The 13,653-nt window shown below is 36.8% G+C and carries 11 protein-coding genes and 1 pseudogene; 10 read left to right on the forward strand and 2 right to left on the reverse strand.

All coding sequences use genetic code 11. The annotated features are described in order from the left end of the window. From ASG21_RS20025 to ASG21_RS07015, 5 genes are all read left to right on the forward strand, one after another. A partial coding sequence (locus ASG21_RS20025; protein ID WP_277814176.1) for a KGG domain-containing protein occupies nucleotides 1–543 on the forward strand: 543 nt, incomplete at its 5' end. A gap of 61 nt (nucleotides 544–604) precedes the next feature. Further along, a complete protein-coding gene (locus ASG21_RS07000) occupies nucleotides 605–1,264 on the forward strand; it encodes a ferritin-like domain-containing protein (protein ID WP_082482381.1) in 660 nt (219 codons plus the stop codon). Between the two features lie 65 nt (nucleotides 1,265–1,329). Next, a complete protein-coding gene (locus tag ASG21_RS07005) occupies nucleotides 1,330–2,127 on the forward strand; it encodes an SDR family oxidoreductase (RefSeq protein ID WP_056077483.1) in 798 nt (265 codons plus the stop codon). A 27-nt stretch (nucleotides 2,128–2,154) separates the two neighbouring features. Further along, a complete protein-coding gene (locus tag ASG21_RS07010) occupies nucleotides 2,155–3,690 on the forward strand; it encodes an FAD-dependent oxidoreductase (protein WP_056077486.1) in 1,536 nt (511 codons plus the stop codon). 46 nt (nucleotides 3,691–3,736) lie between these two features. Next, complete coding sequence (locus tag ASG21_RS07015; RefSeq protein ID WP_056077490.1) at nucleotides 3,737–4,342, forward strand: hypothetical protein; 606 nt, start codon at nucleotides 3,737–3,739, stop codon at nucleotides 4,340–4,342. Between the two features lie 1,097 nt (nucleotides 4,343–5,439). Here ASG21_RS07015 and ASG21_RS07020 read toward each other — a convergent pair. Further along, complete coding sequence (locus ASG21_RS07020; RefSeq protein WP_056077492.1) at nucleotides 5,440–6,036, reverse strand: Crp/Fnr family transcriptional regulator; 597 nt, start codon at nucleotides 6,034–6,036, stop codon at nucleotides 5,440–5,442. 824 nt (nucleotides 6,037–6,860) lie between these two features. Here ASG21_RS07020 and ASG21_RS07025 point away from each other — a divergent pair. Continuing rightward, nucleotides 6,861–8,129 (forward strand): NAD(P)/FAD-dependent oxidoreductase, encoded by a 1,269-nt coding sequence (locus ASG21_RS07025; RefSeq protein ID WP_056077495.1) that lies wholly within the window; start codon nucleotides 6,861–6,863, stop codon nucleotides 8,127–8,129. 33 nt (nucleotides 8,130–8,162) lie between these two features. Here the strand turns inward: ASG21_RS07025 and ASG21_RS07030 are convergent, their stop codons facing one another. Continuing rightward, a complete protein-coding gene (locus tag ASG21_RS07030; protein WP_056077498.1) occupies nucleotides 8,163–8,387 on the reverse strand; it encodes a helix-turn-helix domain-containing protein in 225 nt (74 codons plus the stop codon). 1,436 nt (nucleotides 8,388–9,823) lie between these two features. Here ASG21_RS07030 and ASG21_RS20195 point away from each other — a divergent pair. From ASG21_RS20195 to glf, 4 genes and pseudogenes are all read left to right on the forward strand, one after another. Further along, a complete protein-coding gene (locus ASG21_RS20195) occupies nucleotides 9,824–9,991 on the forward strand; it encodes a hypothetical protein (RefSeq protein ID WP_157844515.1) in 168 nt (55 codons plus the stop codon). Nucleotides 9,992–10,316: 325 nt separating this feature from the next. Beyond that, a pseudogene (locus ASG21_RS07035) lies at nucleotides 10,317–11,080 on the forward strand (succinate dehydrogenase/fumarate reductase iron-sulfur subunit). A 222-nt stretch (nucleotides 11,081–11,302) separates the two neighbouring features. After that, on the forward strand, nucleotides 11,303–12,430 hold the full coding sequence (locus ASG21_RS07040; RefSeq protein WP_056077501.1) for a glycosyltransferase family 1 protein: 1,128 nt from the start codon (nucleotides 11,303–11,305) through the stop codon (nucleotides 12,428–12,430). Further along, nucleotides 12,423–13,529 carry a UDP-galactopyranose mutase gene (glf, locus tag ASG21_RS07045; RefSeq protein WP_056077503.1) on the forward strand — a complete coding sequence of 369 codons (1,107 nt, stop codon included), beginning with the start codon at nucleotides 12,423–12,425 and terminating at the stop codon, nucleotides 13,527–13,529. The genes ASG21_RS07040 and glf overlap by 8 nt, the downstream gene beginning before the upstream one ends. Nucleotides 13,530–13,653 lie beyond the last annotated feature (124 nt).

The following is a 13,653-nucleotide window of genomic DNA, read 5'->3' on the forward strand; positions in this document are numbered from 1 at the left end:
GGAAACCAGGACAGAGATAGCCAGGGAAGATTCAGCTCTGATGGCAAAAGTTCAAGAAGATCCAATTCAGGTTCGGGCCGTGGAAGATCGAACGGTGGAAATTCCGGCAATAGTTCAAGAGGTGGAAATTCTAATTCAGGACGTGGAAATTCAGGAAACTCAGGCAGAGGTTCAAATTCAGGTTCAGGGAGACAGGGGTTTGCATCGATGAGTAAAGAAGAGAGAACAAGAATTGCACGAATGGGAGGTCAGGCATCCGGAGGCGGAAGAGGTTCAAATAGCGGAGGAGACAGAAATGGAAGATCAAACAATGCAAATTCTGGAAGCAGCTCAAGAGGTGGAAACTCCGGTTCAGGACGTGGAAATTCGGGAAATTCAGGAAGAGGCTCAAACTCAGGTTCCGGAGGACAGGGTTTTGCCTCACTGAGTAAAGAAGAAAGAACAAGAATTGCAAGAATGGGAGGTAAGTCTTCTCACAGTGGTGGAAGAAATTCAAACTCGGGATCAGGAAAATCAGGATTTGGAGGAAGAAAAAATTCGTAATTTTCTCAAATTGGCCCTGTCAAAACAAAAGAGTCAGTTTTAACCCTATAAATAATATATTATGCCAGCTAAAACAAATAATAAAACAAATCCAAGCAGCACCGTTGGTCCGTCTGCACAGGCATCAGAAACTCAAACGAGTACAGAAAAAGATTCAAAACCTACCGGGGCTGTACAATCCCCAATGAAAGCAGATACTCAGACAGTTGGAAAAAGTGAGATGAAAAATGCACCTCTCCATAAATTCTTTGTAGATTCTCTTAAAGATATCTACTATGCCGAAGAAGCAATTGTAGATGCATTAGAGAAAATGCAGGAAGCAGCAACAACCGAAGAACTGAAAGATGCTTTCGAAGATCATCAGCTTCAGACCAAAAAGCATATCAGCAGACTTGAAAAAGTTTTCAAATCGATCGATGAAAAACCCGAAAAGAAAAAATGTGATGCTATTGAAGGAATCATAAAAGAAGGTGAAGAAATCATCAAATCTACTGAAGAAGGATCTATGACCAGAGATGCAGCCCTTATTATTGCTGCACAAAAGGTTGAGCATTATGAAATTGCATCCTACGGCGGGCTGGTTCAGCTTGCCATTACGATGGGACATGATAAAGCTGCGGATCTTCTGGAAAGAACGCTTCAGGAAGAGGAAGATACGGACTACAATCTTACAGAAATTGCCGAAACTTACATCAATTTTGAGGCAGAGCAGGAAGATTAATTTTTTTTAGCCATGCGGTGCATTGCCGTGTGGCTTTTTTTTAAATCTTTAACAAATATATAAAAATGGAAAACGAAGACAAATTTGCTTTGATCACCGGTGCCAGCAGCGGTATTGGAAATGAACTTGCAAAACTCTGTGCTAAAGAAGGTTATAACCTTGTGATAGTTGGAAGAAATATGGATACATTACAGACAAAGGCTGAAGAGCTGAAAAGTTTAGGTGTGAAAGTGATTCCTTTTGCAAAAAATCTGTTTAATGCAGATGATGTATATTCTCTGTACGCAGATCTCAAACAAAACAATATAAGTCCTGAAATTCTTATTAACGATGCAGGCCAGGGACTTTACGGTAAATTTCAGGATACAGAAATTCACCGTGAGATTGATATGGTGAATCTCAATATCACAGCGGTTCTTATTCTTACTAAAATGTTCCTGAAAGACAGGATCCCTCAAAACTCTGGCAAAATTCTTAATCTGGCTTCTATCGCAAGCAAGGCTCCGGGTCCTTGGCATTCAGTTTATCATGGAACAAAAGCTTTTATTCTTTCATGGTCAGAAGCCGTCCGTGAAGAACTGAAAGATACAGGAATTTCTGTCACTGCACTTCTTCCCGGACCCACCGACACTGATTTTTTTAATAAAGCCGACATGAACAGAAGCAGGATTATGGAGGACAGAGAGAGTTTTTCAACAGCTGAAGAAGTCGCCGAAGATGGTTTTAAGGCGATGATGAATGGAGATGATAAGGTAATTTCAGGATTAAAAAACAAACTGACCGTGGCCATGTCTAACATTTCACCTGACGATTTAGCTGCACACCGTATGAATGAGATGCAGAAACCAAGTAACGAGGCTTAACAAATAAATTCAATAAATAATTTAAGGATGAACAGAGACGGAGCGAGAAAAAGTGCATGGCAGGACGAGATCAGAAAATTTCAATCCGAAGAACATGAAAGGGAAAATACATTCGACGTTGTGATTGTCGGAGGTGGAATTACAGGAATTACAACTGCTTTACAGTTACAGAAGCAAGGCAGTAAATGTCTTTTAATTGAAGCTTCCAATCTTGCTTTTGGAACTACGGGCGGCACGAGTGCACATCTCAATACTTTCTTTGATACGACTTTTGATGAAGCAATCAGCAAATACGGCCAAGAAAATGCCGAAGTTTATGCACAGGCTGGCTATGAGGCAATCGATATAATTAAAAATAATATTTCAGAATACGGAATTGACTGCGATTTCGCTTGGAAAAATGGTTTTTTAATCGCGTTAGATGACAAACAGAACAGCAAACTCGAAAAAATGATTGAAGGTGCACGGAAGGTGGGGATCGATATGGCTTTTTGTGAAGATATTGATTTTCCTGTTCCTCGTGTGAGTGTAGCAAAAATCTCCGGACAGGGGCAGTTTCATCCGGTAAAATACATCAACGGACTTGCAGAAGCGTACCAGAATTTGGATGGAGTAATTCTTGAGGATTGTATCTATCTTGATCATCTGGAAGAAAGTGTAGGAATAGAAATTAAAACTTCAAAAGGTTCTTTCAAAGCGGCTGATGTTGTTTTTGCAACTCATACTCCGCCGGGAGTAAATGTTCTGCATCTGATGGCCTCGCCATACAGAAGCTATATAATGGGATTTCAGATTGAAGATGAAAAGTATTGTGAAGATCTGATCTACGACCTTTCCGATCCGTACAGATATTATAAAACACAGACGGTTAATGGCCAGAAATTACTGATTGCCGGGGGTGAAGATCACAAAACCGGTCACGAAGAAGATACAGGAGTTTGTTTTTCAAATCTGGAGAACTACATCCGTTCACATTTCTCTCTTGGACCTGCAGTGTACAGCTGGTCAAGCCAGTATTACGAACCTGTGGACGGACTACCTTATATAGGAAAGCTTCCGGGAAGCAATGGCAATGTTTTCACAGCTACCGGATTCAGGGGTAATGGAATTGTTTTTGGAACGCTCAGTGCCCATATAATATCAGATCTCATTGCTGAAAAAGAAAATAAGTATGCAAAACTCTTTAATCCGGGCAGGATTCGTCCTGTAGAAGGATTTGGGAATTTTGTGAAAGAAAGTGCGTCAGCGCTCACAGATTTTGTGAAAGATAAACTTTTTACACAAAAAATAAGCAGTCTTGCCGAACTTAATGATGGTGAGGCCAAAGTCGTAAAATATAAAGGTGAATCCTATGCAATTTATAAAGAAAATGGTGGCAGGAACCATATTTTGAAAAGCACCTGCCCACATACCCGCTGCGAAGTACGCTGGAACGGTGCCGAAAAAAGTTGGGACTGCCCTTGCCACGGTTCACGGTTTGCCATTAATGGGAAATTACTTACCGGTCCGTCTACAGAGAGTTTACAACGAATTTTTATGAACGGGGAAGATGATAACGAGTAAAAAATAATACGGCATCTAATCCAATTTTGAATCTTAAATATTAACTATGAAACCTAAAAATATTCCGGGAGTTCCACAGCAATTAGGAGGGGGCTTTCATGATTCTGAAAGTGTCCGCAATATGAAGCCTGATGAAGATGTCGATGTACAGTTTCATCTTTTGAAGGAGAGATTTTTTGCTGTTAATTACTGGAAAAATTTTTGCCCAGGATCCACAGCTGATTTTAAACTGTGCAATTATAAAGGTGAAATAATTGAAAGGTTACCGCAGAAAGGAGATTATGTGCGGATCGATATACCCGGGCCGGGTGGAACTGTGGGCCGGTCATATGATTGGGTTGTCATCGATTGGATTGATTTTGGGTCCGACAACCGGATTTTGATACAATGCAGTCCGTCAAAAGATCCCAAATTTCCCGACAGCAAAAAAATTGCACATTTTTTTTCAGACAAATCCACTTCAACCTTTGTTATAGCCAAAGGCGCAGATTGTATTCTTGCAGGAGTATATGGAAGAAATGAATCTCCAAATCTTAATTCAGGCTTTGTGAACTGTATACGAAACCTTATTATTGCCGTAGGCGCATCTCTTGGCTTCTCCAAAATTCAGTGGAAATGTTTTGTCGAAGGAATGCTTGATTTCGAAAAATGAAAATTGCAAGAATATAAATTTAAAAAATAATTAGAGAGCCACTTGACAATCAGTCAAGGCTCAATCCAACACACATAAATGGCTTTTTGAGCATTACTTTTTAATCTATAATTAAATTTAATTGCTATAGTTAACCCCTGAGAGCGCTGTTCTCAGGAGTTTCTTTGTCTTACCTAAAGCTTACGCCCTTCCAGGTCCTCAGTTCAGCATAACTGATGAATAATACTTGATCTTCTAAAGATTGATCCGGTTTCAGTTGATTTAATTTCTCATTCATAAGCTTTATATTTTGCAAACCTAACTTTCTAAAATATAGTAAATACTCCCATATCAGTGCAGACTTATTTCAGTGAAAATCACAGACTTTATGTTTCAAACATTCATTTTTGCACGATATTAACAAGACTATCCATCACTTTTATAATCATCTGAAGAACTACATTTGTATAAGATCTAATCTCTGATAATTTTTTCCGAAGCATAGGTTCCATCCTGAAACTTAATTTTGAGAAAATAGATTCCTGACGCTAATGGAGATGTATCAATATTTTTCTCTTTGCTTTATCTGTGCAATAATAACGAGTTTCGCAGATATTATATAAATCTTTATGGAACACTATCCAAAAAAGAGATGCTTTTTAACGACATACCAAGTGCCGGACAGCACCCTAACAGAACAATGGATTTTAGTCCCGACAGGAAATTATACATATCTATCGACTTTTGAGTAATGATTGCAAGGGAAGTGACCGTGAGTGGCAACAATACTTAAGGTAGATTCCTTGACGTGGTAACGAAAGATCTTTGCATCAGGACTTCTAAATACGATTGGTTTCCACTGGCATCCGCCAACCAATGAATTTACCAAATAAATTGGAGAGTTGAAATGAGACAGTACGGCAAATGTCAGAAATTAGAACAATACACGGAATAATTTTATTATCATGGAAACTCCTGCAGATTAGGAGAGCAGGAGTTTTTTACTCAACTGATTAGAACTCAATTGAGTTTTAATTATCACCTAAATTCTAGGTAATTATTTCAACTAAAATAATGGAATTTAAAATCACTTATGAATATATATAATTGAACATCGATTAATAGAGAATTTTACGATTATGAATTCGCAGCAATTTTTCTCGTTCCATTTTTTTAATAGTTCGAATTGTGGTCTCCAAACATAGTCCTGCTCGTGAAGCCAGTTGCTGACGTGTGATAGGTACTTCATAGGTGAAAGGTGCCTGGTCTGTTTGATCCCTCTTCATCAGTTCAATAACTTCTTTTAACCTTTCAGAAGCATTATGACATGAAATCTTTTGCATCAAAACAAACTTGCGATATAATCTTTCAGATAATGATTTACAAACATTTTGATAAAGTAAAGGATTCTGATCTAAAAGTTTAAGAAATTTATGTTTGCACACTTTGATGATGGTACATTTTGATAGAGCTATGGCATTCATTGGATAAACTTTTTCTGCAAAAAGCATTGATTCTCCAAAAGCATCCATATCGGTTAAAATGTTTTGAATAAATTCCTTGCCTTCAATATTGTAATTGTTCAATTTTATTTCACCTGTAATAACTTGGTAATAAAATTGAGGGCTGCCGTTTTCACGAAAAATGTAATCTCCTGGATTATAATCTTCTTCTGTCGCTCCGATGGAGTGCAGAATTTCAATTTTGATAGACATATAATAATTTTTGTGGTTGGTTAATGAAAAATGTTGCCGTAATTATTCTGCTAGAAGATCATCAGTCCTGTACGACAATCGTAGCCAACTGTATAGAACCATTATTATTGGACACTAATTAATATCAGAATAATGGGCAGTGTGCCATATAAACGGAGTTTTGTCTCTTCTTAATATGTACAAGACATCTAGAGGGTGGAAAATTGCTTGTGCACCTTACTTAAATGGGGTCGGATTAGAATTATAATTAAATTTTTCAAAATAAAATTACAATAATAAGCTGCTAATATTTATGTTTTGAATCATGTTTTAAACGATATGCAAATTGAATACTAAGAATGCTTTTTTCAATTTAATAAAACTCGAATCGGAGTATTTGATTTTTTGAATCTTGTTACAACGATTTCATCAAGATAAGGCGGAGTTAATAATAAGACATTGTGTGACTATTGTCATAACCCAGCGTCCACGTTCTTCCTAAATTTGATACATTCTTACTCCACTTAGGAGGGTAGGATCGATAGCGTGGAAGCTATTTAATTTAGCTATCCAAACTTATTTTATAACATTTTAAAATTATGATTATGAAGATTTTTTATTTTTTTGCTGTACTATTTATATTTTGTACGATTAATTCTTGTCGTTGTGATCCATATTCAGAAGATGACAATCAAAATAAGGTACAATCAGATAACATAGAGAAATCAAAAATCTCCTTGAAGTCATCGGCTTTACTGATCAAACGATGATATTAAAAGTTAGAGGGAATTTCTTGTGAAGATAGTGCTAAGATTCATTTTCAGTGTAATTAAATGTAAAATTATATGAAGAAACATATTGTCGTCGTCGGTGGAGGCTTTGCCGGTATAAATTTAATCAGATCGTTGGGAAATCATCCCGATTTTCATGTAACTCTTGTCGATCAGAACAATTACCATTTCTTTCCGCCCCTAATTTATCAGGTAGCAACCTCTTTTATTCAGGCTTCTAACATTACATATCCTTTTAGAAAATATATTGCTAATTATGAAAATGTATTTTTTCATATGGGGAATATGATTCAGGTTCATCGAGAAGATAACTTTATAGAAACGGATACCGGAAATTTACATTTTGATTATCTTGTTATTGCCATGGGCACCGAAACGAATTTTTTTGGAATGGAAAACGTCAAACGATGTTCATTGCCTATGAAAAATATTGAAGAAGCCTTGTACCTACGAAATCATTTACTGCTGACTTTGGAAGAGGCTGCACGTAACAAAGATATACATCTTTCTGGAAAATTGCAGAATATCGTAATTGCTGGCGGTGGACCGACCGGAGTTGAACTTGCTGGTATGCTTGCGGAAATGGGTAGGTACATTGCCGAGAAAGAATACCCTGAGATTAAATTGAATCTGTCTCATATTTATCTAATTGATGCACTACCCACCTTGCTGTCTCCAATGAGTAAGAAAGCTCAGAAAACAGCCTACGATACTCTCACAAAGTTGGGAGTCAGGATTTTATTAAACGTATCCGTTAAAGACTTTATAAACAACGAAGTTATATTATCAAATGGGAAAACGATTGAGACCGAAACACTTATCTGGGCTTCGGGTGTCATCGGACGTGAAGTTCCGGGACTCCCCGATAGCAGTATCGGCAGAGGCCGGAGACTAAATGTTGATGCGTTCAATAAGGTGGAAGGAGTCGAAAATATTTTTGCTATAGGGGATATCTGCCTGCAGTTGAGTGACCACAACTTCCCAAAAGGCCATCCCCAGTTAGCACAAGTTGCCATTCAGCAGGCCAAAAATTTAGGGAGGAACTTCCTTAGAATCAACGAAAATAAACCCCTAAAGCAGTTTACGTATGATGATAAAGGAAGTATGGCTATCATTTCAAAGTTTAATGCGGTTGTCGACCTGCCTAAATTTTCTTTCAAGGGATTTTTTGCGTGGCTGACATGGTTATTTATTCACGTACTTCCCTTGGTATCATTCAGAAGTAAAATTCGGCTTGCGATTGATTGGTTTATTGTTTTTATAAACAATAATCCCTCTATTCGTTTGATTCTATATCCTAAAAAAGATACGAACAAAAAATAGTTCAGGAGAAATAGGGAGACTTTCTGCTTATTATCAAAACAGAATCTTCCGATTGTGAATCCGGAGTACATTTTCTTTTTCCATTTTTTTAATTGTCCTGATAGTGCTTTCCAAAGAAAGTCCGGTAAGTGATCCTAATTGCTGTCTTGTGAACGGAAGTTCAAATGTGAATGCTGAATGATAGGGCTGCTCAAGTTTCATCCGCCTCATCACCTCTTTGAGTCTTTCTGCAGCATTATGGCAGGAAATGGTTTTCATTAGAACGTGCTTTTTATACAGATGGTTGGACTATTACCTGCACACGTCTATGTAGAGTTCCGGATGAGAATCTAATAATTGAAGAAAGCTTGTTCGGGTAATTGTTAATATTGTACAATTGCTCATGGCGACGGCATTTAGAGGATAAGACTTTTCCAGAAAAAGCATGGATAATCTGAGAGCAGCTTCGGAATTGTGGATATTCTGGATAGATTCTTTTCCATCTGAGTTGTAATAGTTTAGTTTTACTTCACCGCTTATAACCTTATAATAGAATTATGCGCTTGTATTTTCGCGGAAAATATAATCGCCATTTTTGAAGTTTTCTTCGCTAGCTCCTGCGGAGTGAAGGAGGTTTTCTTTGATAGATATAGTGTTGATAGTTCAATTAAGAAAATTCCTAAGAGTAGCCTGTCAAAGAATCATCAGATTATTACGTAGATCGCAATGCGCTGTATGCTATTATATTTTTTTTGAATAGCAATCCGTTGTAGATAAATTAGGGAGAAGTAATAATATTGGAAATATATCTCTTTTAAAAGTTTGTATGAGATACTTCTGAAAGAATTCGAATATTTTCTGAATGGCAATATTCGAGACCTATGTGATTTAAATTAGGTATATCGAAAGTACCTTGATTACAGTTATAATGGTATAATTACAATCACACATCCTTCTTATTTTATTATTAAGGTCAAGCTTGCAGGTAAATACTATCGCGGTAATCCTATCAGTTATAAAATTTGCTTTATATTTTTATGGTACTATTTTAAGCATTTGTTATAAGGGTGAAATATTGTACAAAATATAATCTCCAAAATACTATATGATTTTTGTCATAAGAAGTAAGATATTAGCTTTCGTACGTTTAGTGTACCAAATTCATTTAATATGAAGCGTACTTTAACACTCATTCTTTGTCTGCCGATTAGTTGTACAAAATCCGAAGCCCAGTAATGTGATAAGGAAAATTCAAGACAAGCAGTTAAGGATCGGAAATCGTACACTATCAAAACAATTCTGGGAGATATCTGATAGATTAAATAGTCAATCTATCGAAAAGAGGAAAATGCACGATCCGGAGTATTCACTCGATTGAGTTATATGGTGTGACAATATATCCGTACATGTCAAATTTTGATCGTTGATCGGAGAAATCTGTACTAATATTATGCTAAAAGAGACGTTTTTAAAAACATTGAACGATGATGACTTGGTATCCATTCTCTAAGGTTATAATAAAAAGTTTCAGGAATGTTACAACGTGGTTAAAGCTGCATCAGTACCTGCTTGAAGTCCAAATGTATTAAATTTTTTGAGGATCATTGTTCACACGGTTAAGGTCGTTTTATTTGATATTTACATCAGCGACTGGTCAGTTATACTTGACATTATATCTATGTAATTTGAATTTTTAATAACTTTAAATAAATATTATGGATCGAAAATCTGATAAGAAAAACAAACCCACTGTCTGGATTGTTATTTTATTTTCATTAATACCGCTGACGGTAGCAATGTATTTTATTTTGCAAATGATTTTCCCGGGACTTTTTCAGTCTTTGCCTTCCGGGGAGATTCAGCCCGTACATCCGGAAAATTGAATTCAATAGACGATTCAGTTATGTAAAAGAGCGAAGCAATAATGTCTCGCTCTCTTTCTCAAAAACTATTCAAATTATGATATTGACAATAAACTTATCGTAACCATTTTCAGTCTGAACCTGTATCACCTAATACTGAATTACAAATGGAATTTTAGGGTCTCAATTAGTATCTCCGTCAAGCCTTCGTGTACTCAATGTTTTCCTTTGTATAAAATAAAAATTTCAGAACCTGATGGCATATGACTATCCTCATAGTCAGGCATCTTTTGTAACCGTAAATTTATATCAACACAAAATTCCAACCAATTACAAACTTCTTATGATTAATACCAAACAAAATTTAAATTTAACCTTGAAAATTTGGAGGCAGCAGAATAGCCGTTCCAAAGGTCGGTTTGAGATTTACAAATTATCCGATGTTTCTACAGAATCATCTTTTCTTGAAATGCTGACATGCTGAATGCTAATTTGATTGATCAGAATAAAGAACCCATTGCCTTCGACCATGATTGCAGGGAAGGCATTTGCGGAATGTGCTCGCTTTATATTAATGGCAGAGCTCATGGACCGGATACGGGCGTAGCAACCTGCCAGCTTCACATGAGGATGTTTCACGATGGACAGACTATTGTAATAGAACCATTCCGCAGCACAGCCTTTCCTGTTATTAAAGATTTGATTGTAGATCGCAGCTCATTTGACAGAAGTATGGCAGCGGGAGGTTTTATCTCGATCAATACTTCCGGAAATAACTTGGATGCTAATTCAATTCTTGTGGATAAGGAAGATGCAGATAAAGCAATGGATGCTGCAGCTTGTATCAGTTGCGGTGCTTGTGTTGCCTGCTGTCCCAATGGAGCTGCTATGTTATTTGTTGGTGCGAAGGTTTCTCACTTTGCATTACTGCCGCAAGGAAGGGTAGAGGCTAAACGCAGAGTCCTAAATATGGTCAAAGCAATGGACGATGAAGGATTTGGAAATTGTTCTGTGATTGGTGCCTGCGAAGTGGAATGCCCAAAACATATTTCACTAGACAATATAGCAAGGCTTAACCGTGAATATATGTCAGCGTGGCTGGATAAATAAATCTGGTTCACTTATCTTACATCGTAGATACTATATTACTACCACAATTTTTCTCGGTTTAGACATTGTTCTTGCTAAAATTCTATCGCAACTGTTGAAATTGATTACGTTGCAATATAAACTGTCACGTATTAAGAATTATTTAAGTATTATACTTGTGATGAAAGTCATAATATGTAAACATTATATATCTTAAATTGTTCATAATTTAAACCATATATTATGAAATTTTTATTGTGCTTTAGCCACTTATCGTGGAACTTTGTCTATCAAAGACCTCAGCATCTGATGACCCGTTTTTCAAAGCACTACCAGGTTTTTTATTTTGAAGAACCCAAGCATGGAGATTCTGACAAGTACATTATCAATGTTCAGGATGGTGTATATATTATAGAACTAATATTGTCAGAGTTTGGCGAGCAGGCGAACTCTAAAATCCAGGATCTTATTTCCGCGATTTTGGCAGAGTATGAAATCACAAGTTACGTCAGTTGGTACTATACGCCTATGGCTTTGCAGTTTACCAATCATTTAAACCCCGTTACAGTCGTATATGATTCGATGGATGAATTATCTGCTTTCAGATTTGCTCCGCCACAACTTTTGCAAATGGAAGAAGAGTTATTTAAAAAAGCTGACGTTGTTTTTACAGGGGGCAATTCACTTTATTTGGCTAAGAAGAACAGGCATCATAATATCCATGCTATGCCGAGCAGCATTGATAAAGCTCACTTTGGAAAAGCACGGAATATGCAGCATGAACCTGAAGATCAAAAGTCCATTGGGTTTCCAAGATTAGGGTTTTTCGGGGTGGTGGACGAAAGGTTTGATATAGAACTTCTTCGAGAGGTATCCGCCAAACGTCCTGAATGGCAGTTCGTCATCATCGGACCCGTGGTAAAAATCGATCCGAATGACTTGCCACAGGCACACAATATTCATTATTTGGGATCAAAAAACTATACCGAATTACCTCAATACATTGCTAACTGGGATATTGCATTGATATTATTTGCATTAAATGAATCGACAGAATTTATCAGTCCAACTAAAACACCTGAGTATTTAGCGGCCGGAAAGCCGGTAATATCTACTGCAATAAATGATGTTGTAAACCCTTACGGAAATGCAGGGTTGGTAGAGATTGTTGATAGCGGTGACTCATTTATTTCTGCTGCCGCAAAAATCTTTGCAGAGACAGACAAAGATCATTGGCTCCGAACCGTAGATCATTTCCTCGAAGATGACTCCTGGGATAATACATTTAATAAAATGAATGCTCTTATTGAAAAGGCAACGGTTAAGAAAGTTCAGATTTCAAGTGCAGAAAAACAGATTAAATATGTATGATTTTTTAATAGTAGGCTGCGGTTTTGCCGGAGCAGTTTTAGCAGAGCGTCTTGCTAACGAGGGTAAGAAGATATTAATTGTTGAAAAACGCGATCATATTGCAGGAAATGCTTTTGATTATTACAACGAAGATGGAATACTGATCCATAAATATGGACCCCATATTTTTCATACCAATTCGGAAGATGTTTTTAGATATTTAGGGAATTTTACTGAATGGAGACCGTATGAACACCGTGTTCTGGGAAGCGTTGACGGACTTTTGGTACCAATACCGATAAACCTCACTACAATAAATAAATTGTATGGTAAAAATCTGACGTCTGATGAAGTTACAGATTTTCTGGCTTCAAAAGCTGAGAAAAGAAGTCCTATCCTTACGTCTGAAGATGTTGTATTGAGCGTTGTCGGGAAAGAACTGTATGAAAAATTTTTTAAGGGCTATACAAAGAAACAATGGGATCTCGATCCTTCTGAACTGGACGCATCGGTCACTGCACGGGTTCCCACCAGGACTAATAAAGATGACCGTTATTTTACTGATACTTTCCAGGCGATGCCAAAAAACGGATATACGGAAATGTTTAAGAAAATGCTGTCGCATAGAAATATCAGCATTATGCTTCAAACCGATTATAAGGATATTGTAGATGTCATTCCATTCAAAACCTTGATATATACAGGCCCGATCGACTCTTATTTTGATTATTGCTTCGGTAAGTTGCCTTACCTTTCCATTGATTTTAAATTTGAAACATTAAATCAGGAAAATTATCAGCCTACGGGAACAGTAAATTATCCGACCTCAAATCTGTATACGAGAATTACGGAATTTAAATTTTTAACTGGGCAGAAAAGCGAGAAGACAACCATTGTCTACGAATATCCAACAGCAGAAGGCGATCCATATTATCCAATTCCGCGAAAACAGAATCAGGACATCTATAATCAGTACAAAAGACTTTCCGAAGATTATCATGATGTATTCTTTACCGGACGTTTGGGTACATATAAATATTATAACATGGATCAGGTGGTAGCACAATCATTGGCGCTATTCAAAAAATTAAAAAATAGAGAGGAATTTGTTCAGCAGTGATTTTTTTGCTATAAAAATTACTCCTTATAAATCGTACCAATAATTCTTTTTGAATACGACAGTAACAATGAATAGTTATTGAGAAATAAATTAATTCGGCTATCAGTTTTCAGCCTTCTAATGT

This window comes from Chryseobacterium sp. Leaf394 (genome assembly GCF_001424105.1).
Classification (GTDB): domain Bacteria; phylum Bacteroidota; class Bacteroidia; order Flavobacteriales; family Weeksellaceae; genus Chryseobacterium.